Here is a 26,687-nt window from a genome sequence, read left to right as displayed (position 1 = left end):
ATCGGAACATATTTTTTACAAAGGAGGGCATAATGGCAAGAAAATACGTGGCTGAGCCGTTTCGGATCAAAATGGTGGAGCCCATCAAGATGCTGACGCGGGAGGAAAGGGAAGAGAAAATCCGGAAAGCGCATTACAATTTGTTCAATATCGAGGGAAAAGACGTATATATCGACCTCTTGACGGATTCGGGGACAAACGCCATGAGTTCCCATCAATGGTCGGCCCTCATGCTGGGTGACGAGGCCTATGCCGGCGCGTCCAGCTATTTTCGGCTGATGGACGCCGCCAGGGACATCTTCGGCTATGACTATATCCAGCCTGTGCATCAGGGGAGGGCCGCGGAAAAAGTTCTGTTCCCGGTTCTGCTGACCAAGGGGAAATTCGCGATCTCCAATATGTTCTTCGATACGACCCGGGCCCATGTGGAGCTGGCGGGAGGCCGCTGCATAGACTGCGTCGTTCAGGAAGCAAAAATTCCCTCCAGGCGGGCGCCGTTCAAAGGGAATATGGACGTGGCCCTTCTGGAGAAGACCATCCTCGAAAAAGGTCCTGAAAATGTGGCGATCGTCGTTATGACCATAACGAATAATTCAGCCGGCGGGCAGCCCGTCTCCATGAAGAATATGCGGGAAGTCGCGGAAATCTGCAAAAAATACCGCATTCTTCTCGATATCGACGCCGCCCGGTACGCGGAAAACGCCTATTTTATCAAAAGGGACGAGGCCGGTTATCAGGAAAAAAGCATCAAGGAAATCGTCCGGGAATTTTTCGGCTACGCCGACGCCTTTACGATGTCCGCCAAGAAAGATACGATCGTCAATATGGGCGGCTTGATCGGCATCCGGAAAGACGATCCCGATCTGATCCTGAAGATCAAGGCCGCCTGCATTTCCTACGAGGGTTTTTATACCTACGGCGGGCTGAACGGAAGGGATTTGGAGACATTGGCCACGGGCCTCTACGAGGGACTCGACGAAGATTTTCTGAAATACCGGATCGGTCAGGTCGAATATCTCGCCTCCCGTCTCGATGACGCCGGAATTGAGTATCAATCGCCCCCTGGCGGTCACGGCGTATTTGTGGACGCGGCTAAACTGTTTCCCCACATTCCCTGGTATGAATTTCCGGGACAGACCCTGGGCGTCGAGCTCTACAAGGAAGCGGGGATCCGAACGAGCGAAATCGGCTCCTATATGCTCGGAAACGATCCCGATACGGGAAAACAGCTCCGCGCGGACTTTGAATTCAGTCGGCTAGCCATTCCCCGCCGGGTCTATACTCAGGCCCATATGGACGTTATCGCCGACGCCCTGATCGAAATCAAAAAGAGAGCCGCCGCCATCAAGCGGGGGTACAAAATCACTTGGGAACCGCCTATTCTGAGACATTTCCAGGCGCATCTGGAACCGATCGAATGAGAGGGACCTCCCTCACAGCGCGTACTCCGGCTGTGTCTCGTGGGCATAGTTCAAAAAAGTCAGGATTTGCGTCCGCAGCCGCGTAAAATCCGCAGACGCCCGGTTTCTCGGATATCCCATGGGGACGTCGATGATTTTGGCGATTTGCCCCGGCCGCGGGGTCATAACCACGATGCGATTGCTCAGATAAACGGCTTCGTCGATGTCGTGGGTGACCATGATCATGGTATTTCCTTTGTCGCGCCAAAGGCGCAGCAATTCTTCCTGCAGATTCATTCGCGTGAAGCTGTCGAGGGCCCCCAGAGGTTCGTCCAACAGAAGAACCGTCGGTTCGTTGATGAGCGATCTGGCAATGGCCGCCCGTTGCGCCATGCCGCCGCTGATCTGATGCGGGTATGCTCCCTCAAAGCCTGAAAGACCTACTAATTCTATATATTTTTTAACGTGGCGCTTTTCTTTGGCGTATACTTTGCGCGCTTTGAGCCCCGCCGCGATGTTTTTCTCCACAGTCAGCCAGGGAAAAAGCCCGTTTTGCTGAAAGACATAGCCGCGATCGGGCGAAGGTCCCGTAATGGGCGCGTCTCCTTCCGTGAGCGTTCCGCCGAGGGGCGAAGCCAGGCCCGCGATCAGCCGCAGCAACGTCGTTTTTCCGCAGCCGCTGGGGCCGATGATCGAGAGAAATTCCCCTTTCCGGATCTGTAAATTGATGTCCCGCAGGACGTTCACTTCTTCTCCGGCGACGCCGGTAAAGCGCTGGGACACGTTACGAATGTCAATTGCGTTAAGATTCATCGATTGCGTTCACCAATCCCTTTTGCCAAATGAGTACACGATCTTTGATCAAATTTATCCCTTTTAAGATCAGGGAGAACATGACGGCCATTACGATAATCGCCGCGTAGACTTTATAATATTCCGCCCAGGCCTTGGCCCAGTTGATATAATACCCGAGCCCCCCTTTTGCCCCCAGCATTTCGCTGATGACGAGCGTCGTGAAGGCGAGGCCGTTGGCGGTGCTGATTCCCGTAAACACGGCGGGCATGGCGTTGGGAAGCGCGACGTTGAACAATTGGTACAGACTCCCCCCGCCGATGGTTTTTGCCGCCTCAAAATAGATTTTTTCCGTCCGTTGCATGCCGCTTGCGGTTTGGAATCCGATCGGAAACCACGCGCACATGGCAATGAGAAAGGAGCCTGTCACAAAGCCGGAGCGGAAGATGGTCAGGGCCACCGGGATCCAGGCTACGGCGGGGATAACCCCGGTAATCCGCATGACAGGCATGACCCAATAGTTTACTTTCGGGAACCAGCCGATCAGAATTCCCGTTCCCACCCCCATGAGGACGCCGCTCAAAAATCCCGAAAAATAGAGTTTCAATGAGAAAAACAAGTTCTGGATCATAAAATCCCTGTCCGTCAGAAAGACCGAGAGGATTTTGGACGGACTCGGAAAAAACGGGAGCGGAAAAATGCCTGTTTTCGCGCTCAAAATATCCCAGGCCGCGAGGATCAGGCCGAGGACAAAGCGAAAGGGGGCGCGTTTTTCATATCGCGCCCGCCTCATGGGTGTAAATCCCGCACGGATTCCGCTCGCGACGAAAAATATGATGAGCCCCGCGAGTACGGCGCGGTAGACCCGGTCGTCCACGTCCTCCTGTATCGTCGGCAGGACAAAACTTGTGATTTCCGCCAGCGCGAAACCCAAAATGGTCAAGCCTATTCGTAAACGATAACTATTTTTGTTTTTTTTCATGCCATAACCTCTTTCAAGTCTTTAATTTCCGACAGGGAGGCAGTAAATTCCGTCCCGTTTCCGGGTCGGTGGCGGGCCTGCGGCCCGCGACCGACCAAGTTCTTTTTTGTGCGTGGCGGCCCCGGAGGGGCCGCCACGCACAGGGTATTTCTGCGAATAAGATAAAACAAGTCTCCGCGCGCAAATTTAATAGTCCCTCGTGTCCACTTTCCGGTAAATTTTCTTGGCGAATCCGCCGGGATCCTGCGTCTTCAGGAAGCCGATCTTCGAGAGAATCGTTACAAAATAGTCAAGGTCCTGCTCAAGGGTCGTCTTTCCGGCCTTTCTATCCTCATAGGTCGGGTACTGGTAACTCTTGAGCAGCGTCGTGGCCAACTCATAGTTGCCGGTGGAAACATATTTTTTGTCGATGACAATTTTCGCCGCCGCTTCGGGATTTTTCGCGATCCAATCCTGAGCCTTGTGATAGGCCCGGAGAAGAGACGCGATCTTTTCGGGTTCCTCCTCGAGCACTTTATCCGAGGCAAAAAGGAAGCAGCAGTATTTTCCGGCAAAATCCGGATGGGTTCCGAGATCGAAGAGTTTTCTGAATCCTTCCCGCTGTTCGGCCACGGTTCCGAAGGGATCCCAGAGGGCCGCCGCGTCGATTTCGCCGTTTTTCAGCGCCTGGATCTGCAGATTGCCGTCGGAGCCGAAGGGCACGATTTCCACGTCCCCCTTGACGTTGATATCGTTCAACGCCAGCCAAGAAGCGGTCACCTGGAAGGGAGAACTGCCGAGTTCGTCGACGCCGATTTTCTTTCCTTTTAGATCGGCCACGCTTTTGATCGGCGAATCGCCCCGGACCACGATGGAGATACAACCGTAGTGAAGGCCGTCCACAACGCTGAATTTCAAGCCCTGTTCAATAGGCGGCAAAAACTGGAAATCCGTGTTGGTGAGGGGCAATGTGCCGTTGTTCAAACCCACTTTGCGGGTTTCTCCGTCGGCCGTGATCAGCGTCACGTCAAAACCTTCCTCGGCAAAATAGCCGTTTTCATAGGCGATGTAGGTCGGGGACGCGCACAGGGATCCACTCTTTCCGACGATATCGATTTTGCCCCAATTTTTTTTCGCGGCATTTCCCATGACGGAAGTCACCGTAAGCGAAAACAGCAAAACGAACGTCAGAATCCACTTGAAAATGCCTTTTCTTGATACATGCATAGATCAAACCTCCTTGAAAATTTTTAGTTTTTGATATATTGAAAGGTGTTCCCTTCAAAATAAGCCTGTTTGTATGGCAGCCGAATGCGCTTCGACAACCTGTCGCGGTAGGACGTATTTTTAAACTCAAAGACGATGCGGCGCAGGATTTGAAAGATCCCCGTATAACCGAAGAAGACTTTGTCCATATCGAAAAGTTGCACCGATACGACGCCCAGCTTGGCCATATAGCCCTGAGTGCCGTTATGAGAGAGGACGAGATCGGGTTTCAACGTTTTGATCTGGTGCGTCATTTCAAAGAGCTGGGTGCTCACGGAAATCGTGGCTTCCGGCGAAAGCCGCTCCACGTCCTTGAAAACGGCGTCGGCGCCCTCGTCGTAATGGTAGGTGCGGATACCGAGGATTTCGAGGCCCAATTCGGCCATGACCGTGGCCTCCACGCCCGCCCGGACCGCGCCGCCGTAGATCAAAACGCGCTTTCCCTTGATTTTTTCGGCATAGGGAGCGATGGCGTCCTTCGCGATTTTTTCCTCATAATCGGCCAGGGCTTCCGCCTGCCGTTCCAGATGAAAATGCGCCGCTATGGCAAGAAGCCATTCCCGGGTGTGCCTGAATCCGATGGGCATCCCCGCGATGACGTAGGGCGTACCGAATTCCTCTTCGAGATATTTCAGAATATAATCGTCGTGGACGTCGCACATGCTGATATTGAGGGCCGCTTCCGAGACTTTCCGCAACTCGTCCCTGGAGGCGTATTCGGCGTAGATGCGCGTCGTGAGCCCCAAAGCCCCCAAGAGCCTTGCGACTTCGGCTTCGTCGTCGGATCCGATGCTTGTGGCGTTCCAGACATTGACCGTATGCGCTTTCTGCCAGGCCCAAGCCGCGTAGCGCAGCTCGGCGTCGGGGGCGTTTTCATCAATGGGACGGTAATCAAGCCAGGGTTTCGGCGAAAAAGACAGCGTCTTCAGCAAACCGTGATAGAAAGTGTCGTAGGCCGAGGCGAAAATTCGACTTTTGAAGCCCGGACAATGCAGGCTCACGATTTCCGCGTTGACCCTCCCCCGGGCCGTCTGGACCACCTCGTCCAGATCGTCCCCGATGATGCTGGGGGCGCAGGTGAGAACGACGAAAATCAGCTCGGGCCGAAAGGTCTTGTCGGCGTATTCGATGGTCTCCAGGAGTTTTTTCTCTCCGCCGCCGATGACGTCCGATTCCGTCAGGTTTGTGGACAGCCATGGTACGGAAAGGTTCGGTTTCCCCCGTCTGCCCATGCCTTTTGCGGCCTGGAAAGACAGAAAATGCAGCTGGGCGCTGCATCCGCCCGGTGAGTGATTCACGATCACGGTTTTTTCCAAGGTTCCCGCCATCATCATGGCGCCGTTCATCTGACAGGAGCCCGCTTGCCAGAAACTTCTGTTTTTCTGGATCAGGCAGCCTTCCCGACAGCAGTCCATCAGCTCGCAAAGGGCGCCGCCGAAGGTATCTCCCGCTTTCAGGCGCGCTTCCCGGATCGGGGGGACTTTCGCGTCATAATTTCCCATGTTTTCGCCTCCTTATGACTTGACGGACATGATCTGTCCGACCAAATCCTCAAAAAGATGTAATCCGCCCCGATATCCCGCGTAGCCTCTGTCCGTGATAAACCGATCATATACCGGAAAACTCAATGATAACGATCTGGCGCCACGGGCCGCGGCTGTTCGCTTTTCCAACGTACTTCCGAGGATATACAGCGGGGACAGGTCGTCAAAATAGCGTTGCCCTCTGCCGTTGGGATGATTGTTGTTCAGGGCCCGGGCGATTTCCTGGGCGCCCTGCAGAAACTGCAGCGGGAATTCCCCGTCGTTCAATACGCTTTTTTGCGTATCCGTAAGCTTGTCGGTGACAAAGCTGTCCGTCACGACCCAGCCGAGCTCCCGGGTCAGAAAGCGGGTCAGAGGAAGGGCATAGGTGGCGTTGGTGACCGTAGCCGCGTAATGCTTCAGATCGCCGTCGCAGAAAATATCCGCGCCCCGTTCAAAATATCCGTAAAATGTCGAGTTTTCTTTTTCGATGATCTTTTGGACTTTTTGCAAATCAAGACCTAATTTATCCGCAATTTGCAGCAGAAACGCGTCGGTCGCTTCGGGACCTACGGGCAGATCCGCGATGAGATGAGGCGTATCGTGCTTTTCTTCAAATTTCCCGGCGAAATCCCTTCCCCAGACTCTGGAAAAGACGATGTTGAGTGCGGCCGAAGGGGCCGAGGCGATATTTTCAAAGGTCTGTCCGGGCGTAAAAAACGTGTTGACCGAAAGCCCGACCGCGGTCAAAAGCCGCTCAATTTCCTCGAGGTCCCCCCGGAAAAAAGGATCGTAGCCCGGCACAAGGCCGAAAATGTTGACTAATTTTGGATTTTTCTTTTTCGCCTTCGGGAGAAATTTGTTGAAAATCCCGTCGAGGGCGATTTCATAGCCGTGGTAGCTGTCTCCGCGAAAACTGGGCGTACTGATGGCGACGACTGGCTTTCCCTCCGCCTGAAATTCCCTGACGACGCCATCGGTATCATCACCGATCATTTCGGTCATACATCCCGTGGCGACCACATAGAGCTTTCCCTCCATGAGTTCAAGCGTCGTGCGGATCTGTTCCTCCAGGCGCTCGTTCCCGCCGAAAACCACTTCCGTTTCACTGACGGCCGTCGTGGGCGATGTTCTGCCCGTACAGTAGCCGTCCCCGAGGTAGCCCGCGCCGAAAGCGATGGACGCCGTCAAGTTACCGCCGCAACCTCCCGCCGCGTGGATGATCGGCACGATGTCGGGCAGATTGGCGAGGGTGGCAAGAGCCCCGCCCAAAGGACAACTGCTGCGCGGCCGTTCGACAAAATCTGACATGATCTCCTCCCCCTACAGCTGATACAGGACCGTGGACAGGTAACGTTCCCCTGTGTCCGGCAGTATCGCCACAATATGTTTTCCTCTGTTTTCTTCCCGTTTGGCCAGAGTCAGCGCCGCAAAAGTCGCCGCCCCCGACGAAATCCCCACAAGGAGTCCCTCGATCCGGCCGAGATCCCTGGCGGTTTCGATGGCTTCCTCGGAGCGGACCTGATAGACTTCGTCAACAATGTCTTTGTCATAGACCTTCGGCACAAAACCGGCCCCGATGCCCTGTATCTTGTGGGGACCCGGCTGTCCTCCAGAAAGGACCGGCGATTCAAAGGGCTCCACGGCGATGATTTTCACGTCGGGATTTTTTTCTTTGAGGTTTTTCCCGACGCCGGCCACGGTTCCGCCGGTTCCGACGCCCGCCACAAAGAGATCGACCTTCCCCTCGGTGTCCCGCCAGATTTCCTCCGCCGTTGTCTTATGATGGACGGCCGGGTTGGCAGGGTTTTCAAACTGCTGCAAAATAACGCTCCCTTTGATTTGGGCGTTCAACGCCTCGGCCTGGCGCACGGCCCCGCTCATGCCTTTTGCGCCCGGCGTCAGGACAACTTCCGCGCCCAGGGCCTGTACGAGGGATCTGCGCTCGACGCTCATGGTGTCGGGCATGGTCAGGATGACCTTGTATCCGCGGGCCGCCGCCACAAAGGCGATGCCGATCCCTGTGTTTCCGCTGGTGGGCTCGATGATCACGGCGCCTTTTTGTAATTTTCCGCTTTCCTCGGCGTCTCTGATCATGGCGTAGGCGATGCGGTCCTTGACGCTGCCCAGCGGATTGAAATACTCCAATTTCAAGAAGATTTCGGCGTCAAGCTGTTTCTCTTTGAGGTAATTGTTGGGTTTGAGCAGCGGCGTATTGCCGATCAAATCCGTTAAACTCTGTGCAACATTCATATTTTTTCATTCTCCTTTCTCAATGTGATTGTATATCATCCGTGGGAAAAGGTTTCGAGTTCCCTTCCCCGGTAGAGCTCATTTGAAAGGTCGCTGACGCCCGGGATGCCGCAGGCGTCGGCTCGGCAATGTTTGCAGTGTCGGAACTGCTCAAGGTATTCTCCCGCTTCCCGGCGCGCCAGTTCGATCTCTTGACAGGTCGGCGCAGGCCAACCGGCAAATTCATGCTGCGGAATCAAGGGGAGAATATTGTGTCTGCTTGCGCCCGCCGATTTTACAACCAGAGCGATATCCGCCACATGATGATCGTTCACACCGGGGATCAAGACGGTATTGACCTTGACGACAATCCCCATAGCGGCGCATTCCCGGATCCCCTGCAGCTGGGCTCCGATCAGATCGCGGCCGTCCTTGATCCACGAGACGATTTTCGTTAAAATTTCAGGATCCACGGCATTGACGGTAACCGTCACGGTCCTCACGCCCACATCCCACAATTCTTTCGCCTTTCCCGGCAACTCGAGCCCGTTCGTACTCAGGCACTTGATGAGGCCCGGATATGCCGCGTGCACCTGCCGGAAAGCCTCGACGGCGTGGGGCGTCGCCAGCGTATCGCCCGGCCCCGCGATTCCCACGACCGTAATGGAAGGACAGAGTTCCAGAGCTCTTTTCACCGTATCGGCCGCTTCCGAAGGATCGAGGATTCCCGCCGCCACCCCGGGTCTTTGTTCCGTGACGTTTTGTTTTCTCGTGCAAAAGCGGCACTGGATGTTGCAGGCGGGACTGACCGGCAAATGAAGCCGTCCGTTTTTGTTGTGGGCCTTTTCCGAAAAGCAGGGGTGATCTTCGATCGCGTCCCTTCGCTTTTCGCCCTTGATTCCTCCCCATACGGGCCTTTTCAGATAGTTCAGATATCCCGCGATCAGATCTTCGATGACGCCGGGCTTTTCCAGCACTTGGATTCCCTCCAGCTGCAGGCGCGATTTGGCGTAATTGCCGACTTTCGCCGCGAACAAGACCCTGCAGTCCGAAAGAAGCGCAACGCTCCGCTCCAATTTTTCCGGATCATGCTCCCCCATGACGCAGGGACTGATGTTTTCCCTTTTTTCCACAAATCGCCAGGTATAGGCGGTTTCATCAATATCTACGATGGCGAACCGCTGCGCGTGGCCGAAATGTTGTGATACGAAAATCCCGTCGTTTGAAGCGAAAGCCAGTCTCATATGGCCGCCACCCCCTCCTCGTTTTCCACAATATTCTGTATTTGCAGCAACTTGTCGCTCCAGGAGGCGGCCCACTGCCGGAGTTCGTCGACGCCCAGGGGCGAAGGGGTTTTGCTCTCCTCGTGGTCCGCGATTTTTTTCGCGAGGGTCCGATAGATCCCGGCTTGCTCACTGGCGGGGGCCGATTCGATGACGGTCCTGCCCTTGAGCTCCGCCTGGGTCACGGTAATGGAGCGCGGCACATACTGGACGATTTGCGTCTTTGTCCGCGCGGCAAAGTCGTCGATGATCTCCCGTGAATAGCTTTCATTGATGGAATTGGCGATAATTCCCCCGAGAAGCGCCCCGCCGCTGTTGCTGTATTTTTTGATGCCTTTGAACAGATTGTTGCTTGCGTATATGGACATAAAATCCCCGCTGGAGACCGTAAACACATGCTGCGCGATGCCTTCCCGAATGGGGACCGCGAAGCCGCCGCAGACCACGTCCCCCAAAACGTCGTAAATGACGAAGTCGAGGTCCAGTTCGTCAAAGACGCGCTGTTGCTTGAACAATTCCACGGCCGTGATGATGCCGCGCCCCGCGCAACCGACTCCCGGCGCCGGTCCTCCCGCTTCGACGCAGTAGATGCCGTTGAAGCCCTCGTAAATGACGTCATGGACATCGACCTTTCCTTTTTCCCGGAGCGTATCGAGGACCGTGGGAATGTAGGTCCCCTTTCTGAGCGTGTTGGTGCTGTCCGCCTTGGGGTCACAGCCGAACTGCATGACCTTGTACCCCAGGAGGGAGAGGGCCGCCGAAATATTGCTGGTGGTCGTGGATTTTCCGATGCCGCCTTTTCCGTAAATGGCGATCTGCTTTATTTTTTTGGGCATTTGCGATTCTCCTTGTGTGAATGGGATTGGTGAAAAATAAAAAGCGCCTGGATTCGGCCTCAATCGCCTCGACTTCCAAACGCTTATGATTCCTGTGAAACAGCGTGATTTCCTTCCGTTTTGATTAACCGGAAGGAATCCGCCGTGGTCGCATCGTCATATTTTTCGGAACGCCGTCTGCCCTATGACAAAAAGTGTTGTTTTTGCAACAACACATGCGACAACACATGGCCATAGTAAAGGGGGCTTTTCCCGAAAAATTGCGTATCATAGTTCTTCCTCCGGACTTTTTCGCGCTACTGTGCGAAAATTCTTGCGTCTTTCGAGCAGGATTTTCAGGCATTGTAACATTCCTTTTTCGTTTTGTCAAGAAATATTTTTTATTTTTTTGGTCAAGATCGTGTTGCTGCCTTTAAACCCAGGCATTTTAGGTTGTTTTTCAGAATCTGGACATTCCATGAGATCACAATCATATATCAGGTATATTTATAAAATATATGAAATATATTTGACTAATTTTCGGAATTCCTGTATGATTTCTGTTAATCATCTTTAACGGAGCGTACAGCATGACAATACTCTTTTCCCTGATGTTCACAATGACAATGATGGCGATGCGCATGGCGACCATGCGCCCTTATTTGATTGCGAACCATCGGAGAAAATGAAAAAGTACGCCGCGACGGCCTGAACCCGGGCCAAATCAGCAAAATGTAAAGAGGTTTACGCGTAAATACTTTGGAGTTTTCCGGAGTATTTTTTTTATGAAATGGTTAAAAGGAGGAAACATGAAAATGAAAGAAAAAATGGTAAAGAAATCGAAAAACGAACGCGGGGGGTGCTGTTGTGTCGGACCATCTCGCGACGAAGTGCGTCAATAACCGCCATGAAACCTTGAAATACGACAATACCGGCGCCATCAGCTACCCGATCTACCAGACGGCGACCTTTGCCCACCCGGGCGTCGGGGAAAGCACGGGCTACGACTACAGCCGCCAGCAAAACCCAACCCGTGAGCAACTGGAGCGGGTTGTGGCGTCATTGGAAAACGGGACCGACGCCCTGGCGTTTTCCAGCGGCATGGCGGCGGTTGCCGTCATGCTGGAATTGCTGAAACCCGGGGATCACATCATCAGTTCCTGCGATCTCTACGGCGGCATGATTCGCTATTTTCAGCATATCAGCGAAAAAAACGGGTTGACCGTGACGTACTGGAACGGCGCGCCGGGAGAATTGGCGGGACTCGTCCGGCAGGAAACCGCCGCTATTTTTATCGAAACGCCCTCCAACCCCATGATGAACATCATCGATATCCAAAAGACGGCGGATGTCGCCCGGGAGCGCAAACTCCTTTTTGTGGTGGACAATACCTTTCTCTCGCCCTGGTTCCAGAATCCGCTGGATCTGGGGGCGGATATCGTTTTGCACAGCGGCACGAAATTCCTCGGCGGACACAACGACACGCTCTCGGGCTTTCTCGTTGTGAAAGACGCCGCACTCGCCGAACGCCTGCGCTTTTTGAGCAAAACCATCGGTTCCTGTCTCGCGCCCTTTGACAGCTGGCTTGTTCTGCGCGGCGTCAAGACGCTGGGCTTGCGGATGGAAGCCAGCCAAAAAAACGCGCTTGCCATCGCGCGCTTTTTGAGCGGCCACCCGAGGGTGACAAAGGTCTATTATCCGGGATTGCCGGACTTCACGGAAGCGGAAGTCCATCTGAAGCAGGCCCGGGGCTTCGGGAGCATGCTGACGTTCCAGACCGACACGAAGGAAACGGCGCTCCGTGTTCTCAAAAGCGTAAAATTGCTGCATTTTGCCGAAAGCCTCGGGGGCGTCGAGTCCCTGATCACTTACCCCTCGACCCAGACCCACGCCGATGTGCCGCCTGAGGACAGGGAGCGAAACGGGATCCTAGAGACGACCCTGCGTCTCTCGGCGGGAATCGAGCACGAGGCGGATCTGATCGCCGATCTTGCGCAGGCTTTGGGGGAATGAGGTTTTGCGGGCAGGGATGCCAAGGAATAGGTCGAGGCGGAGGCGGGCGATTCAAGCAAAAACTTGACATTTGGGGAATTTATTGCAATAATAAGGGGAGGGGGAGGAGGATGGAAAAGAACATAAGAGTTATTGCTCAAGAAGACGAAGTTGAATTGAAAATTTTCAATATTAACGGTTTTGAATTGATTTTGATTTTTGGTTTGATCTTCGTTGTTTTTGAAATATTGAGTATACTGTGCTCCGATCCAATTTACATTTATTTTAAGGAAGATATAATTTTTCTTATAAAAATAGGAATAATCGTAAAGATAATAGAACAATTGTCTTACAATGCCTTTGAAAAAATGATAATATCTGAAAACAGAATTGAAATACAATACTACTTTGCTCCATTTTTGTTAAGGTTATATTCGATCGCCATCCCAAATAACAAATATTTACAAACAGTATACAACGGCGAACCATTTGAAGAGCTACGCTATAAAGTAATTGATAAACTTTACACAATAAGCATTCTTCACAGATTTTTTCCAAAAATATTTGGAAAATTCATCCCAGGCACACTTTACGGAATAAATCCACGTTTTCTTTTCGTCCCAAGTGATGTACGTGGAATGCACCTCAAATTTAATGGAAAAATATATTCTTTCGGCGCCATGCTCACCAAGCCTGACTACGACGAAATCCTTGCCTTGATCCTCGCCCAACGCGCCAAATGGGAGAAAGAGCACCCGGAAGACGCGATTGCGCCCGAACCGGAAGAGGCTGAAACCCATGCTGTTGACTCGCCTTCACAATAGGCAAAAACATCTAAGTCGGCAATGAGATTGATTTTATGCGTCGCTTGGTTCACGATAGTAAGAAAAAAGTGTTCTTGATTCTGGACAATTTGCGTGTCCACCATTCTACAAAGGTCCCAAAGTGGCTCGAAAAGCTCAAGGCAGAGATCGAAGTATTTTACTTGCCGCCGTATGCTCCAGAATACAATCCAGACGAACTCCTCAACAGTGATTTGAAGCGAGGAATTGGCAAGTGATCAAGTCCAAATTCCGAGGAAAAACTAGAGCATAAAGTGCATTCACACTTGAAATCCGTGCAACGACTTCCCGAAAAGATCAAAGGATTTTTCGATTCAAAGACTGCCAGCTATGCTGCGCAAGGTTTAATCGAGGAAGAATAACCAAAAAAGAAATTATTGAAGGAGCCAAAAGAGGCTTCATGAGTAGCAAAGAACTGTTATCGGAGGTTCCGTGGTCAGATTAAATACATTTGAAATCAAAACCGAAAATAATAAGCTGATCCTCGTGAATAATATGGAAAAATACTATCCCCATTATCTTATTTGTGGCGTGTTGCTGGGAATAGTTTCCATAAGTCTCATCATCATTTTTCATATAAAACAATACTCTTTTGCCTACTCAGTTGTGATAGCGATTCTCTTGTATTTCTACTCTATCAGCAGACATCTTTTTCAAAACGAAACCATGGAAATCGATGGAACAAAAGTCAAAGTGCAATACAAACGTCGCGAGAAGATACAATATGAACGGCATTTCTCTTTACAAGATATTAAAAAAATATACGTCCGAGATCCAAGCACAGCCAGCTGTTTGAAAAAACACACAAGGTATAACTATACAAGATTGAGAAAACTCAAAATTGAAACCTTAGATTACGGAGTTTTCGACGGTTTTAATATCAGCCCAAAGCCGGAAATAATCCATTGGGGATGTTTTCTTGACTTTAAAACAGCAGAAAAAGCAGTATCGCTGATAAAACAACTACTTAAAGAGAAAAACCTTCGCTATATTGCGGGGGAAAATTGCGATATTTGCACCATCGGAGATGAAACCGTTGTTACGTATAACAATGATGAAAACGGTTCAATGCCATTTATCTCGATAGCATGCTTGTTTGTGGCGTTCTTTGGTTTACGGCTTTTCCCAAAAATTTCAAATACCACTATCGGAAAGATCTTTATCCTATTCGTGTTAACCGGCCTCTTTATTTTATCCGTAATATCAAGATTATCATATCTTGCGTGTGAAAAACTGATCTTGACTGATAACAAAATAATTTTGAGCTTGCAAGATCCAATTTTTGAGAAGCAATTCCGAAAAACCGTTCTGAACAATAACCAATCTCTTAAACTATGGTTTAATAATGTTTATCAATGGAAAAATTCAGACCGAGAATATGAGTTTCGTTTTTTGGACTGGCTATTTCCAAGTATTTTTTCTCGCCTTGAAAAGAGGGTATGGCCTCGTTGCATCTTTCAACCAAGTCAAATTAAAGGAATGCATTTCAATGTTGACGGCAAAGAGTATGCCTTTGGTGTCTTAATGGTCAAAGAAGACTACGACGAAATCCTTGCCTTGATCCTGGCCCAACGCGCCAAATGGGACAAAGAGCATCCGGAAGACGTGATTGCGCCCGAACCGGAAGGTCCGGAAGCCCACACAGTTGACTCGACTTCACAATAAGCAGAATATAGAAGTCGGCATAAACATGACAAAAACAATAGACGCGGCTTTGATCTTTAACACAAAAGAAAAAACAGCTTATTATGTATTGTCTGAATCATACGCTGGGGGATTTGCAATCTCAGCTCATTAAATTTTAAAACCCCTGTTCAATCTGGAAAATAAGAAGATGACGACATGGAAAAAAACATCCGAATAATTAAAAATGAAGATAGCATAACACTTAATGTGTACAATTGGAATATATATTATCCTCTCTCAATGATGCTTATTTTGTGGTTTGTCATTTTTGTATTTTTTCATAGCATTATAACGGTAATAATATTTATAACATTGTATCTTTGCGACAGATTTTCCGAAAATGCATTCGAAAGAATGGTCATAAAAGGCGAAAAAATAACTATAACACGATATCCGTTTCCTTTTTTCCTGCGATATGAAACCATTAGTATTCCCAATAATGAAAAGATGCATTTTTATTATAAAGAATATGAACGGGACAAAATTGTCTGTCTTGAATCGAAATTGTTCCCAAGGTATTTTCGTAGGCAAGATATAAATCCCTTTGTCTTGTTTAGTTGGCGGCTAGATTATTTTGATAATTCAGATAATCTCAGAGCAATACACATTGTATACGACGATGAAGATATTGGTTTTGGGACTCTTCTGCCAAAAGAAGATTACAATGAAATCATCGCCCTGATCCTCGCCCAACGCGCCAGATGGGAAAAGGAGCACGAGACGGACCCGATTCCCGATCTCGCACAGGCCTAGAAAGAATGAGCCTTTCCGGGCAAAAGAAAAAACCGCCCCTGCCTTCCGACAGCGAGCGGTTTTATTGTGTGCTTTATTTCTTTCCGAAATATCTTTCCAGTAAGCCCGCGAAAGCCCGGCCGTGTCTCGCCTCATCCTTGGCCATTTCATGAACGGTGTCATGGATGGCGTCAAGATTGGCGGCTTTGGCCCGTTTGGCCAGGTCGAACTTTCCGGCTGTAGCGCCGTTTTCAGCCGCGACCCGCAGTTCGAGGTTCTTTTTCGTGGAATCCGTTACGACTTCGCCCAGAAGTTCCGCAAAGCGGGAAGCGTGGTTGGCTTCTTCATAAGCGGCTGTCTCCCAGTACATCCCGATTTCCGGATATCCTTCCCGGTAGGCGACTCTGGACATGGCCAGATACATGCCGACTTCGGCGCATTCTCCGTTGAAATTCATCCGCAGATCATCGAGGATATCCTGCGAAACGCCTTGCGCAACGCCTACGACATGTTCGCAGGCCCAAGACATACCTTCACCTTGTAATGTAAATTTTGAAGCGGGCGCCTTACACTGGGGACAAGCCTCGGGGGCCGCGTCGCCTTCGTGTACGTATCCGCAGATTGAACAAACATATTTAGCCATCATATTCCTCCTAAGATCAATTTTGTCAATTTGTAATCATTACAAATATCCTATTAATACTATATCACCCTTGGGAATAATTGTCAAGACTTTTTTTGACAAAATTGCTCATCTTACTTACTCCACAGTCACTGATTTAGCAAGGTTCCGCGGTTTATCCACATCGAGTCCCCGGGCGCAGGCCGTGTAATAGGCGAGCAGCTGGAGCGGTACGACAGCGAGCAGCGGCGCCAGCATATCGTCGATATCGTCGATATAGACGATCCGGTCCGCCACTTCTTCCATTTCTTTATAACTTTTTTTCGTGAGGACAATCACAAAAGCGCCTCTCGCCTTGACTTCCCGCGCGTTGGAAATCATTTTCTCCAGCATGTCCCGCTGGGTCGCGATGACGACCACAGGGGTTCCCTCTTCGATCAGGGCGATGGTCCCGTGTTTGAGCTCCCCTCCGGGGAAGGATTCCGCGTGGACATAGCTGATTTCCTTCATTTTGAGCGAACCTTCCCGGGCGATTTTCTCGTCGATGCCGCGGCCGATGTAAAAGGCGTGGGCCTTGTCCTTGATTTCGGCGGCCAGATTCTTTATCTTTTCCTTCTGGAAAAATACGTTGCCGATCATTTCACTCAAGACGTAAATCTTGTCCAGCATTTGGTCATAGCGCTCCCTGCTGAGGGTCTTTCTCCGGAGTCCCACATAGAGGGACAGCAGATAAAGCATGGTCACCTGGGCAATGTAGGCCTTTGTGGAGGCGACGGAAATCTCCGGTCCCGCCAGCGTGTAGAGGGCCATGTCCGCTTCCCGGGTAATGGTGGAACCCAGGACATTGGCGATGGCAAGGGTTTTCGCGCCTTTTTCCCGGGCCGTTTTGAGGGCCATAATGGAATCCAGCGTCTCCCCCGACTGGCTGATAAAGATCACAAGGTGCTTCTCATCAACAAAGGGGTCGCTGTAGCGGAATTCCGACGCGATTTCCACCGAAGCCTTCAGGCCCGCGTTTTTCTTCAAAAAGTATTCGCCCTGCAATCCCGCGTAATAGGCGGTTCCACAGGCGACAATATCGATTTGTTCGATTTTTTCAAAATCAATCTTACTGAAAGTTTCGCCGAAATCCACGTCTCCCTTGGGGTTGACGTAGATGCCGAGGGTCTTTTCCACGACGGCGGGCTCCTCCTCGATCTCTTTCAGCATAAAGTGGGGATAGCCGGCTTTGGACGCCTGGTCCATATCCCACTCGATTTTTTGGATTTTCTTGACGAGGGGCTTTCCCTCCGCGTCATAGACCGAAACTTTGTCCTTTTCAACGATCGCGATCTCGTCGTCGTCGAGAAAGATCACATCCCGGGTATACTTCAGGATCGCGGGCACATCGGAGGCGATGAAATTTTTCCCTTCGCTGATGCCGATGATCAGCGGCCCTTCCTTCCGGGCGCAGACAATCCGCTCGGGGTCGTCGCTGTTGACGATCCCCAGGGCGTACGTTCCCCGGATCTTCTTTTTCAGAGCGACCATGGTGGAGACGGGATCCCCGTCAAAGAGCTTGGCGTAGAGATGGGCGATCACTTCCGTATCCGTATCCGAGGTGAATCCGACGCCTTCCGCCTTCAGCTGTTCTTTCAATGTCGCGTAGTTTTCAATGATGCCGTTATGGACAACGGCTACTTTGTGATTCCAGCTCATGTGGGGATGGGCGTTGATGTCCGTCGGGACGCCATGGGTCGCCCAGCGCGTGTGCCCTATGCCCAGATGGGACGCCTTGTCCGTCGTCATGACGCTTTTGAGATTTTCCAGCCTGCCGCTCTTTTTTTCCACAAAGAGCTTTCCGTTTTCGATAATCGCGATCCCCGCCGAGTCATAACCGCGGTATTCCAGCTTTGTCAGCCCCTCGAGGATCACTTCCACCGCCTTGTCGGCGCCACCCGCGTAACCGATAATTCCGCACATAATAAAAACCTCCTCTGAACATTTTTTCGGGAGAGCAAAGAGAAAAACGGCGCCAACCGCGTTTTTTCCTTTTTTCCCGTGTCGGGAGATTTGTTACGGTTACTGCTTTGTCCGGGGGATCGCTCCCCCGTTTTGTCGGTAACGGTTGTAACCACCTCTGGAATACCCGCCGAAAGCTTCGATCATTCCAGTCCTCGTCATCTCGTCCGGCTGTTTGGTCAACCGGGAGATCCGGCGCTATATGATATCAATCTCCTCACGTTATCATAGCACAGTTTTCCTGAAATAGCAATAAAAACTTGTGATTCGCTCATATAACCCGCGACAAAAGCCCCCTTTCGGCAAGGGAGCTTTTGAAGCGTGCGGGTTTGAATTGCTCAATACAACGCGATATGCCCGTCTGTGCGGGGTTCCGTACCGGCGGCATAGACGCCGTTTTCCATTTTCCAGATGATTTCGCCCCGGCCCATGGAGATCGTGTCATGGACAACCTTGATGTCGTGCCCTTTGGCCGTGAGGGCATAGGCGATGTGCTCGTCTACGCCGTGCTCCAGCTCGATGTTCTTCGCCCCGATCCACTGCCAGCGCCAGGCGTCCAGTGCGGCCTGCGGATTCATCAGGAAATCGATTGTGTTTGTCACGACCTGCACATGCCCCTGGGGTTGCATAAATCCGCCCATAACGCCGAAGGGCCCGACGGGCTTGCCGTCTTTGGCGAGAAAGCCCGGGATAATCGTATGATAGGGTTTCTTGGCGGGACCCGCGCAATTGGGACTGTCGGGATCGAGATTGAAGTTGTAGCCCCGGTCGTGAAGGGAAATTCCCGTCCCGGGAATGACAATTCCCGAGCCGAAGCCGTAGTAATTGCTCTGAATATAGGAAACCATGTTGCCTTCGCTGTCGGCCGTGGCGAGATATACGGTCCCTCCGCCGATGGGATCGCCCGGCGTCGGCAGAACGGCTTTATCTCCGATCAGTTTCCGCCGCTCGTCGGCATAAGCCCGCGAGAGCAGCTGTTCCACCGTCACTTTCATGTAACGGGGATCCGTGACGTATTTTTGCACATCCACAAAGGCCAGTTTCATCGCTTCGATCATCGTGTGGTAAGCCTGAATCGTTTCCCTCGCCTCAAAATGGTAGGGCTCTAAGATGTTGAGCGTCATGAGAACGCTGATTCCGTGGCCGTTGGGCGGGATTTCGTACACGTCGTAACCGTGGTAGGTGGTCTTGATGGGTTCGACCCATTCGGCCTCATAGGCCTCCAGGTCTTCCTTTCGCAGATAAGCGCCGTATTTTTTGAAGAAAGCGTCAATCTTGTCGGCGTATTCCCCCCGGTAAAAGGCGTCGGCGTCCGTCGCTCCGATTTTCTCGATGGTATCGGCGTGATCCGGCAGCCGTACGACGTCGCCGATCTCAGGCGCTTTGCCTTCGGGGGCGAATGTCTCAAACCAGTGCTTGAATTCCTCCGCTTTTTCCAGCTCCTTCTTGTAGTTGGGAACGGCTTTTTTCCAGAGTTTTCCCACATTCACGGGAACGGCGTAGCCTTCCCGGGCCAGTTTTACCGCTGGCGCCACGACTTCCGAAAGCTTCAGTTTGCCGAATTTTTTCACGAGTTCGGCCCAGGCCTTGGGGACGCCCGGCACGTTGACCGGAATGAGTCCGTACTGCGGCATGGTTTTAAGCCCTTTATCCCAAAGTTTTTGCGCCTCAAGGAGCTTCGGCGAGGGTCCGCTGGAATTGAGGCCGTAGATTTTGTCTTTGATGTTGAAAATGGCAAAGGCGTCTCCCCCGATGCCGTTGCTGGTCGGTTCGACGACGGTGAGGGCCGCGGCCGTAGCGACGGCGGCGTCAATGGCGTTTCCCCCTTTTTTCAGGATTTCCAGCCCCGCCTGGGCGGCCAGCGGAGAACCGGTGGCCACTAGCCCGTTTTTCGCGTGTACGACGTTTCTGCGGGACGGGTACGGATAGATGGTATTGTCAAATGTGAACACGATATTACCCCCTTCGCGGCGCAGGCCGCGTCATTTCCCTAGTTGAAGAAGCCCACGAAGATTCCCGCGGTCACGATGGAAAGCGTCGTCACCGAAGCGAGTCCCGCCACCACATAAGCCGGAATGATCCGCTTCAGGATCACTTTTTTCTCCTCTTCGTCATCGGTCAGGGCCACGGCGATTTCGTTGGAAATCAGGAAGGTCGCCGGGAAGCCCAAAAGCTGGGCCATGGAAATTCCCATGGCGAGATCCCGGGAACCGACGATTTTCCAGGTCGGCAACAGATAGCAGAAAATGAAGATGCCGATCACAAAGGCCGCGAAGATGATGACGATCTGGAAGCCCAGCGTCTTGAGGTCCGCGAATTTGATGTTGGCCAGCGAGGGAATGAGGCTCGCGAATACCGCGAAGGACAGGAAGCCCGAAACTTTCGCCTTGTCCATAATCGCGTTGGGCACGATGCCGACGTAGGAGGCCAGGGTTCCAAAGATCAGCGCAGAAATACTGGCGTTGAGACCGGTCTTGTCCTGGATGACCCGAGTCAGGATGGCGACGATACCCGAGATCGCGATACATACAAATGTGGTAAAGTATTTGTCGTATTTTTTCGCGAAGGTGTTTTTCGGTTCGGCCTTCACTTCTTCTTTTTTGTCCTGTTCGGCCTTGATCTTGCCTTCCCGGTAGGCCGTCAGGATTTTCTGGCCTTCCTTCATGCCGAAATAGGAAGCGGGCGGCGTACCCACAAATTTCTGAACGGCGTAAACGAGGGTCCCCAGCGCGGCGATCACAGTCAGTCCGTGATCCATTGCGCCCTTCGTCATGATCTGGGTCGCGATGATCCCGCCGTTGATGATCGGGATGGAGACGATGGCCGCGTCTTTTCCGACAATGGGCGCCACGGCAAAAACGGCGATTACCGCCACAAGCATGGAGATGACGGACATAACCACGGTTCGCCATTCATTGATCAATTCCTTCACGTTGATCATGGTCCCCATGTGAAAGATGATCAGCGGAGAGCTCCAGGCCGCGGCATCGGTAAGTCCGGCCTGTTTGATCATATCCGCCGGGATGAATTTTGCCATGAAAGAAATCAGGAAAAGCGCCATTGCCACAAATACGGATGAAAGCTTGGCTTTCGTGATCACGCCGCAAAGGTCCCCGATCGCGAAGAATCCCACCGTAATCGTAAAGTAAAGAAACATCAGTGCAGGTTTTGACATGATTTTGATCCTCCTTCGTGTTATACAGACTGTTTGATAAGTGCAATAATACTACATTTTTGTGATCTTGTCAACGATTTGTTGAGGGTATCGCATGTTTTATTGCCTGAGGGTTGAAAATGTGCTATAATAAGGTCAGTTCAAAAATCCGGAATTTGTCCGGGAAGGGGGAACGAACATGAAACTGGCTGAACTTCTGGCAAAGGGCAGGGCCCTGGGCGCGTCGGATCTGCATCTCGTGCAGGGGGAAATTCCGGTATTCCGGGTAAACGGCCAATTGCTGCGGGAAGGAAACCACAGACTTGAGGCCCGCGACCTCGAAGACATCCTTGCGGAATTGCTCCCGGGGGGTGAAGGCCCTCTTCCGGACGACTTGAGGGAAAGGGACTTTGCCTGGAAAGACCCCGTGCAAAACCGCTATCGGGTCAATATCCACCGGCAAATGGAAACCTTTGCCGTATCGATCCGGATCATCCGGAAGTTTATCCCGCCTATGGCGGAACTGGGGCTGCCCGGGGCGGCGGAAGAACTTCTCGCGCTCGAAAGCGGCCTCGTCCTCGTAACCGGCGCAACGGGAAGCGGCAAGAGCACCACGCTGGCGGCCCTGGTCGAGACCTTGAACCACACGCGGGCCCTCAATATCATCACGATTGAGGATCCCGTCGAATATGTCTTCAACGGGGACAAATCCCTGATCCGGCAGCGGGAAATCGGACGGGACACGGCGTCGTTCCAGGCGGCGTTGCGATCGGCCCTGCGACAGGACCCGGACGTCATTCTCGTCGGGGAAATGCGCGATTTGGAGAGTATCGAAGCCGCCATCACCGTGGCGGAGACCGGGCATCTCGTTCTGGGGACGCTCCATACGACGGGGGCCGTTGAGGCCGTGGATCGGATTATTGACGTTTTCCCGAAAGAAAAGCAAAGCCAGATTCGCCTGCAAGTGGCGTCCGTGCTGAAAGCCGTCGTCAATCAACAGTTAATCCCGGGCGTTTCGGGAAGCCCTGTCCTCGCCTGTGAAATTCTCAGAAACACGCCGGCCGTCGCCAGTTATATCCTGCAAGGCCGGACAAACCAGATTCCCTCTCTTTTGGAGAGCGGGCAGAAGAACGGGATGGTTTCCATGCGGAAATCTCTTGAAGCGCTCTATAAGACGGGAAAAATCGACGAAATTCAGTACAAAAAAAGGATGCCTTGAATGATGGAAATACACGCGGATTTTGCCTTAAACCCCAGAAGCGTGGAGGAATTCGCCCGGGTACTCGTCCCCGAGGCGCTGACGGCGGTATTGCAGGTTACGACGGAAGAAAGGGACGGAGAAATCCGGGTCGGGCTAAGGGCCGGCGGCAGGGAAGCGGCTTATTCCTGGCGGGCCCTCGGCGACCCGGCCGATGAGCAAAAGACCGCCATGGTCAAGACCCTCTTGCTCAGGCTTTACGGAAAAAGTCTGTCCTGGGGAAGTCTCATGGGCGTCAGGCCCACAAAGGTCCTCCGGCGGTATTGGGAAAAAGGCTTTACTTTTTCAGAAACCCGGGAAATTTTTCGCGCGTTCTACGACGTCAGTCCGGAAAAGACGGACCTCCTGCATCAGGTCCTCAAAAGGGAACTGGCGCTTCTGAACCGGGACGCCGTCAACATGTATATCGGAATCCCCTATTGCCGGACCCGCTGCGTCTATTGTTCCTTCGCCTCCTATGAAATCGGCGGAGGCGTCGGGCGCTACTACCGGGATTTTCTCGAATCCCTGCACAGGGAAATCGACGCCGCGGGCGCTTTTTTGAAAAAACATCATTTTACGCTGGAATCGCTCTACATCGGCGGCGGGACGCCGAGCATCCTTGAGGAGAGCGATCTTGAGGCCCTGCTGGGCCAAATCGAAAAATCCGTTCCCCTGGAAAATTTGCTGGAGTATACGTTTGAGGCGGGCCGGGAAGACAGTCTGACCCGGGAAAAACTTGCCCTGATGAAGGTCCGCGGCGTCAGGCGGATCAGCCTCAATCCCCAGAGCTTCAATGAGGAGACGCTCCGGCGGATCAACCGTCCCTTTGACCGGCGTCATTTTGATCAAATGTACGAAGCGGCCAAGGCGCTGGGCTTTCTGCTCAACATGGATATCATCATCGGGCTTCCCGGCGAGACCACGGAACAGGTGCTTTTTACGCTGAAAGAGCTCAAAAAATACGATCCCGACAATCTCACGATTCACTCGCTGGCTTTCAAGCGCCACTCGCGGCTCTTTTTCGGGGAAAAGGGGCGGATCCCCCTCGATAAAGACCGAATTTCCGATGAAATCGCGCGCCTGACGGCAGAGATGGATTTGATGCCCTATTATCTCTACCGGCAGAAGAACCTCATGGAATGGGGGGAAAATGTCGGTTATGCCAAAGAAGGCCTCGAATCTCGTTTCAACGTGGAAATGATCGAGGAAAACCAAGTCACGGTGGGTCTGGGCGGCGGCGCGGTCACAAAATTGATCACGAAAGACAGCGGCGGTCGGGACGTCGTGAAAAGGCTCATCAATCCCAAGGAGCCGGCCCTCTATATCCGGGAATTGGACGAGCGGCTCGCGGAAAAATTGGAAAAATTGCGGCAATGGAAAGCGGCGACGGGATCGACAAGAGGGTTCGAATAAAGACCAATAAAATGGACATTTTGTATAATTTTATATGATTGCGGTTATATTCAGAACATATTGTATTAAAACAGATCTGTAAACGTTTTTTTCCGTCGAATTTGTAAATTGCTTGCAAAATTGTGAAAAAAGAATTAAAATAAAACAAATTTACCTTAATTCATCCTTATCCCAACAAATCAATCTGGAGGAAACCCAATGAGGAAGTTCTTGATTACCCTGACACTCGCCGCCGCTCTGCTTTTCACGCTTTCATCCTGCGGCTCGGATACCGCGAAAACCGAAAAGCCGGCTGCCGCAAAAAAAGAAGAGACTCCCGCGAAGAATAACGCCGACCGTGAAATGGTCGTGGCCCTTCCGAGCCTCCCCAGTACCGCCGACAGCATGAACCACTCGACGATTTACGCGAGAACCGGGCTCAACCTGCAAACCTATGACACTCTGATCGCCAAAGACGGCGACGGCAACTACATCCCGAACATGGCGGAAAGCTACAAAATGTCCGACGACGCCACGGAATGCGCGGTGACCCTGCGCAAAGGCATCAAATGGTGGGACGGAACCGAAGTCAAAGCGTCCGACGTGAAGTACACCGTGGAGCGGGCGAAAGTCTCCTCGGGCGTGCAGACGACGGCCCTTGCCGACGTGGATCACGTGGAAGTCAGCGATGACTACACGTTCAAATTTGTGCTGAAAAACGCCAATGTGGCGCTGATTGAGTATCTGACCTATGTATTTATCCTTCAGGAGAAGTTTACGACGGCCGCGGGCAAAGACTACGGCACGGCCCCCGACAAAGTCATGGGCAGCGGCCCCTACAAGCTCGTCGAATGGGTTCCCGGGGACTATCTGCGTTTCGAGGCCTTCGAGGACTATTGGAACGGCGCGCCGAACATCAAAAAAATCAGGCTGAAAGTCATTACCGACGTCAATGCCGCCGTGATCGCGCTGCAGACAGGGGAATTGCACCTTTACCTAGGCGATATTCCCTTCAACAGCACCCAGGCCATAGAATCCTCGCCGAAGCTGACGCTGGAGTACGCCAATTCCAACCGCTTCAACTATGTGGTCTTCAATACGGAAAATGAGCTCTTCTCCGACGTCCGTGTCCGCCAGGCCGTGGCCAAGGGCATCAACCGCGAGGAAATGCTGATTGTCGCTTTGGAAGACGCCAAAAACGGCACCATCGTCGATTCTCCCGGCGGGCCTGACTTCGCGGGATTCCCCGGAACAGGCTTCTGGCCCTGGTCCTACAATCCCGAAGAAGCCGCCAAAGAAATTGAGGAACTGGGGAAGAAAGGGCAGAGCGTAACGATTGCCACGCTGAACTTTGAGCCCTACATCAAAGTCGCCACGAAGCTGCAGGCGGATTTGTCCAAGATCGGGCTCACGGCCGATATCCGGCAGATGGAAAACAGCGCTTTCGTAGACGCGGTCTGCGGCAGGGGCGACTATGTCCTGGCCGTGAGCTTCAACAACTACGGCGGCAAAGACTGCGATATTTCCTTCAGCAATTCCCTTTCAAGCAAATACGGCATGTCCGGCAATTACGCCCGCTATAAGGACGAAAAGCTCGACGCCCTGATCCTCGCGGCCAAATCCGTGGTGGATCCCGAAGCCAGAAAGGCGGCCTATCTGGAAGCCGGCAAATATTGGGACAGCGTCGTGGTCAACGTGCCGCTTTTCGTCGGCAAATCCACGCGGGCCTATTCCAAAGAACTGACCATTGACAAGGGACTTTCCCAGTACGACAAATATTATCATTTCAAATGGGCGGATTAAGCAATGACCAGGTATGTGCTGAAAAAACTCTTCGCCATTATTCCCACGCTGCTGGTGGTGGTTTTCATTGTGTTTTTTCTGATGAATCTCACCCCCGGCTCTCCCGCCATGACCATATTGGGGCAGGACGCCACGCCGGAGCAGATCGAGCAGCTGAATCATGAACTCGGATATGACGTTCCCTTTATTTTTCGTTATTTCCGCTATCTGATTCAGCTGATCCAGGGAAATATGGGGAGAAGTTACGTCACAAACCGACCGGTTTTTACGGAAGTTCTGGTCCGCTTTCCGACGACGGCCGTTCTGGCCGTGTATTCCATGGCCATCGGCGTGGCCATTTCGCTCCCCATCGGCGTTGTCAGCGCCGTCAAGCAGTACAGTATTCTCGATACGGCAGGCGTCGTTACCGCCATGTTTTTCGCGTGCATCCCGGCCTTTTGGCTGGGACTCATGCTGATCCTGATTTTCGCGCTGAAACTGCGCCTGTTGCCGTCTTACGGCGCGGGGACCATCATTCATTTCATTCTCCCCGCCTTTACGCAGGCGATTCCCCAGAGCGCGCGGACCATGCGCCTGACGCGGACGTCCATGCTCGAAGTCATCCGGCAGGACTATATCCGGATGGCCAGGAGCAAGGGGCAGATCGAGACAAAGGTCGTCATCAGCCACGCGCTGACCAACGCCTTGCTTCCGGTGATCACCATGATCGGCGTCGATTTCGGCTTCATCCTGGGCGGCGCCATTGTGGTCGAGCGGGTTTTTTCAATAAACGGCGTCGGGATGCTGATTCTCGATTCCATTAACCACAAGGACGTCCCCATGGTTACCGGCTGCGCCGTCATCTTCTGCATCTGCTATATGCTGGTGCTTTTGCTGGTGGATATTCTCTACGCCTTTATCGATCCGCGGATCCGGGCGAGATACCGGGGGAAGAAAAATTGATTCCGGAGG

General features: G+C 52.3%; 22 protein-coding genes. 10 read left to right on the top strand and 12 right to left on the bottom strand.

Features of this window, described 5'->3' with window-relative positions; genetic code table 11:
* Nucleotides 1-32 precede the first annotated feature (32 nt).
* Nucleotides 33-1,421, top strand: coding sequence for a tryptophanase (locus LBQ97_06725; GenBank protein MDR1832405.1), 1,389 nt, complete (start codon nucleotides 33-35; stop codon nucleotides 1,419-1,421).
* 12 nt (nucleotides 1,422-1,433) lie between these two features.
* Here LBQ97_06725 and LBQ97_06720 read toward each other — a convergent pair whose 3' ends face one another.
* From LBQ97_06720 to nifH, 8 genes are all read right to left on the bottom strand, one after another.
* Nucleotides 1,434-2,213 (bottom strand): ABC transporter ATP-binding protein, encoded by a 780-nt coding sequence (locus LBQ97_06720; protein ID MDR1832404.1) that lies wholly within the window; start codon nucleotides 2,211-2,213, stop codon nucleotides 1,434-1,436.
* Nucleotides 2,203-3,174 (bottom strand): ABC transporter permease subunit, encoded by a 972-nt coding sequence (locus LBQ97_06715; protein ID MDR1832403.1) that lies wholly within the window; start codon nucleotides 3,172-3,174, stop codon nucleotides 2,203-2,205. The genes LBQ97_06720 and LBQ97_06715 overlap by 11 nt, the downstream gene beginning before the upstream one ends.
* A 186-nt stretch (nucleotides 3,175-3,360) precedes the next feature.
* Nucleotides 3,361-4,380: an ABC transporter substrate-binding protein gene (locus tag LBQ97_06710; GenBank protein ID MDR1832402.1), complete on the bottom strand. Its 1,020-nt coding sequence runs from the start codon at nucleotides 4,378-4,380 to the stop codon at nucleotides 3,361-3,363.
* 23 nt (nucleotides 4,381-4,403) lie between these two features.
* On the bottom strand, nucleotides 4,404-5,921 hold the full coding sequence (locus LBQ97_06705; GenBank protein ID MDR1832401.1) for a hypothetical protein: 1,518 nt from the start codon (nucleotides 5,919-5,921) through the stop codon (nucleotides 4,404-4,406).
* A gap of 12 nt (nucleotides 5,922-5,933) precedes the next feature.
* Nucleotides 5,934-7,253, bottom strand: a complete 1,320-nt coding sequence (locus LBQ97_06700) for a hypothetical protein (GenBank protein ID MDR1832400.1) — start codon at nucleotides 7,251-7,253, stop codon at nucleotides 5,934-5,936.
* 12 nt (nucleotides 7,254-7,265) lie between these two features.
* The gene (cysK, locus tag LBQ97_06695; GenBank protein MDR1832399.1) at nucleotides 7,266-8,195 is read right to left on the bottom strand and encodes a cysteine synthase A; all 930 of its coding nucleotides are present in this window, start codon (nucleotides 8,193-8,195) and stop codon (nucleotides 7,266-7,268) included.
* 35 nt (nucleotides 8,196-8,230) lie between these two features.
* Entirely contained in the window at nucleotides 8,231-9,418 is a 1,188-nt protein-coding gene (locus LBQ97_06690) for a radical SAM protein (GenBank protein MDR1832398.1), read from the bottom strand.
* Complete coding sequence (gene nifH, locus LBQ97_06685) at nucleotides 9,415-10,293, bottom strand: nitrogenase iron protein (GenBank protein ID MDR1832397.1); 879 nt, start codon at nucleotides 10,291-10,293, stop codon at nucleotides 9,415-9,417. Before nifH ends, LBQ97_06690 begins: the two co-directional genes overlap by 4 nt.
* A gap of 846 nt (nucleotides 10,294-11,139) precedes the next feature.
* Between nifH and LBQ97_06680 the strand changes: the two genes are divergently transcribed.
* The 5 genes from LBQ97_06680 to LBQ97_06660 all read left to right on the top strand — a co-directional run bounded on the left by LBQ97_06680 (nucleotide 11,140) and on the right by LBQ97_06660 (nucleotide 15,545).
* On the top strand, nucleotides 11,140-12,285 hold the full coding sequence (locus LBQ97_06680; GenBank protein MDR1832396.1) for a PLP-dependent aspartate aminotransferase family protein: 1,146 nt from the start codon (nucleotides 11,140-11,142) through the stop codon (nucleotides 12,283-12,285).
* A gap of 110 nt (nucleotides 12,286-12,395) precedes the next feature.
* The gene (locus LBQ97_06675) at nucleotides 12,396-13,088 is read left to right on the top strand and encodes a hypothetical protein (protein ID MDR1832395.1); all 693 of its coding nucleotides are present in this window, start codon (nucleotides 12,396-12,398) and stop codon (nucleotides 13,086-13,088) included.
* Between the two features lie 35 nt (nucleotides 13,089-13,123).
* Entirely contained in the window at nucleotides 13,124-13,324 is a 201-nt protein-coding gene (locus tag LBQ97_06670; protein ID MDR1832394.1) for a transposase, read from the top strand.
* 214 nt (nucleotides 13,325-13,538) lie between these two features.
* Nucleotides 13,539-14,771 carry a hypothetical protein gene (locus LBQ97_06665; GenBank protein MDR1832393.1) on the top strand — a complete coding sequence of 411 codons (1,233 nt, stop codon included), beginning with the start codon at nucleotides 13,539-13,541 and terminating at the stop codon, nucleotides 14,769-14,771.
* A 177-nt stretch (nucleotides 14,772-14,948) separates the two neighbouring features.
* Nucleotides 14,949-15,545, top strand: a complete 597-nt coding sequence (locus tag LBQ97_06660) for a hypothetical protein (protein ID MDR1832392.1) — start codon at nucleotides 14,949-14,951, stop codon at nucleotides 15,543-15,545.
* A gap of 73 nt (nucleotides 15,546-15,618) precedes the next feature.
* On the opposite strand, the gene LBQ97_06655 is transcribed toward LBQ97_06660, so the two are convergent.
* From LBQ97_06655 to LBQ97_06640, 4 genes are all read right to left on the bottom strand, one after another.
* Nucleotides 15,619-16,167, bottom strand: a complete 549-nt coding sequence (locus LBQ97_06655) for an NADH peroxidase (protein ID MDR1832391.1) — start codon at nucleotides 16,165-16,167, stop codon at nucleotides 15,619-15,621.
* A 117-nt stretch (nucleotides 16,168-16,284) separates the two neighbouring features.
* Complete coding sequence (gene glmS, locus LBQ97_06650; protein MDR1832390.1) at nucleotides 16,285-18,108, bottom strand: glutamine--fructose-6-phosphate transaminase (isomerizing); 1,824 nt, start codon at nucleotides 18,106-18,108, stop codon at nucleotides 16,285-16,287.
* Nucleotides 18,109-18,485: 377 nt separating this feature from the next.
* On the bottom strand, nucleotides 18,486-20,099 hold the full coding sequence (locus tag LBQ97_06645; protein ID MDR1832389.1) for a gamma-glutamyltransferase family protein: 1,614 nt from the start codon (nucleotides 20,097-20,099) through the stop codon (nucleotides 18,486-18,488).
* A gap of 38 nt (nucleotides 20,100-20,137) precedes the next feature.
* Nucleotides 20,138-21,322, bottom strand: coding sequence for a hypothetical protein (locus LBQ97_06640; protein ID MDR1832388.1), 1,185 nt, complete (start codon nucleotides 21,320-21,322; stop codon nucleotides 20,138-20,140).
* A gap of 178 nt (nucleotides 21,323-21,500) precedes the next feature.
* Between LBQ97_06640 and LBQ97_06635 the strand changes: the two genes are divergently transcribed.
* The 4 genes from LBQ97_06635 (at nucleotide 21,501) to LBQ97_06620 (ending at nucleotide 26,678) form a co-directional block, all read left to right on the top strand.
* The gene (locus tag LBQ97_06635) at nucleotides 21,501-22,520 is read left to right on the top strand and encodes a PilT/PilU family type 4a pilus ATPase (protein ID MDR1832387.1); all 1,020 of its coding nucleotides are present in this window, start codon (nucleotides 21,501-21,503) and stop codon (nucleotides 22,518-22,520) included.
* Between the two features lie 3 nt (nucleotides 22,521-22,523).
* Entirely contained in the window at nucleotides 22,524-23,954 is a 1,431-nt protein-coding gene (locus LBQ97_06630; protein MDR1832386.1) for a coproporphyrinogen III oxidase, read from the top strand.
* Nucleotides 23,955-24,152: 198 nt separating this feature from the next.
* Nucleotides 24,153-25,736: an ABC transporter substrate-binding protein gene (locus LBQ97_06625; protein MDR1832385.1), complete on the top strand. Its 1,584-nt coding sequence runs from the start codon at nucleotides 24,153-24,155 to the stop codon at nucleotides 25,734-25,736.
* Between the two features lie 3 nt (nucleotides 25,737-25,739).
* Complete coding sequence (locus LBQ97_06620) at nucleotides 25,740-26,678, top strand: ABC transporter permease (GenBank protein ID MDR1832384.1); 939 nt, start codon at nucleotides 25,740-25,742, stop codon at nucleotides 26,676-26,678.
* The last annotated feature ends 9 nt before the right edge of the window (nucleotides 26,679-26,687 follow it).

The sequence above is a fragment of the Fusobacteriaceae bacterium genome, from assembly GCA_031272775.1.
GTDB lineage: Bacteria > Fusobacteriota > Fusobacteriia > Fusobacteriales > Fusobacteriaceae > JAISST01.
The sequence above is the reverse complement of the archived record's forward strand: the minus strand, read 5'-3'. Positions and strand labels throughout refer to the sequence as shown.

Coding starts and splice junctions, on each gene's coding strand:
- LBQ97_06725 (MDR1832405.1), top strand. CDS start 33: ATGGCAAGAAAATACGTGGCTGAGCCGTTTCGGATCAAAATGGTGGAG.
- LBQ97_06720 (MDR1832404.1), bottom strand. CDS start 2,213: ATGAATCTTAACGCAATTGACATTCGTAACGTGTCCCAGCGCTTTACC.
- LBQ97_06715 (MDR1832403.1), bottom strand. CDS start 3,174: ATGAAAAAAAACAAAAATAGTTATCGTTTACGAATAGGCTTGACCATT.
- LBQ97_06710 (MDR1832402.1), bottom strand. CDS start 4,380: ATGCATGTATCAAGAAAAGGCATTTTCAAGTGGATTCTGACGTTCGTT.
- LBQ97_06705 (MDR1832401.1), bottom strand. CDS start 5,921: ATGGGAAATTATGACGCGAAAGTCCCCCCGATCCGGGAAGCGCGCCTG.
- LBQ97_06700 (MDR1832400.1), bottom strand. CDS start 7,253: ATGTCAGATTTTGTCGAACGGCCGCGCAGCAGTTGTCCTTTGGGCGGG.
- cysK (MDR1832399.1), bottom strand. CDS start 8,195: ATGAATGTTGCACAGAGTTTAACGGATTTGATCGGCAATACGCCGCTG.
- LBQ97_06690 (MDR1832398.1), bottom strand. CDS start 9,418: ATGAGACTGGCTTTCGCTTCAAACGACGGGATTTTCGTATCACAACAT.
- nifH (MDR1832397.1), bottom strand. CDS start 10,293: ATGCCCAAAAAAATAAAGCAGATCGCCATTTACGGAAAAGGCGGCATC.
- LBQ97_06675 (MDR1832395.1), top strand. CDS start 12,396: ATGGAAAAGAACATAAGAGTTATTGCTCAAGAAGACGAAGTTGAATTG.
- LBQ97_06670 (MDR1832394.1), top strand. CDS start 13,124: ATGCGTCGCTTGGTTCACGATAGTAAGAAAAAAGTGTTCTTGATTCTG.
- LBQ97_06660 (MDR1832392.1), top strand. CDS start 14,949: ATGGAAAAAAACATCCGAATAATTAAAAATGAAGATAGCATAACACTT.
- LBQ97_06655 (MDR1832391.1), bottom strand. CDS start 16,167: ATGGCTAAATATGTTTGTTCAATCTGCGGATACGTACACGAAGGCGAC.
- glmS (MDR1832390.1), bottom strand. CDS start 18,108: ATGTGCGGAATTATCGGTTACGCGGGTGGCGCCGACAAGGCGGTGGAA.
- LBQ97_06640 (MDR1832388.1), bottom strand. CDS start 21,322: ATGTCAAAACCTGCACTGATGTTTCTTTACTTTACGATTACGGTGGGA.
- LBQ97_06635 (MDR1832387.1), top strand. CDS start 21,501: ATGAAACTGGCTGAACTTCTGGCAAAGGGCAGGGCCCTGGGCGCGTCG.
- LBQ97_06630 (MDR1832386.1), top strand. CDS start 22,524: ATGGAAATACACGCGGATTTTGCCTTAAACCCCAGAAGCGTGGAGGAA.
- LBQ97_06625 (MDR1832385.1), top strand. CDS start 24,153: ATGAGGAAGTTCTTGATTACCCTGACACTCGCCGCCGCTCTGCTTTTC.
- LBQ97_06620 (MDR1832384.1), top strand. CDS start 25,740: ATGACCAGGTATGTGCTGAAAAAACTCTTCGCCATTATTCCCACGCTG.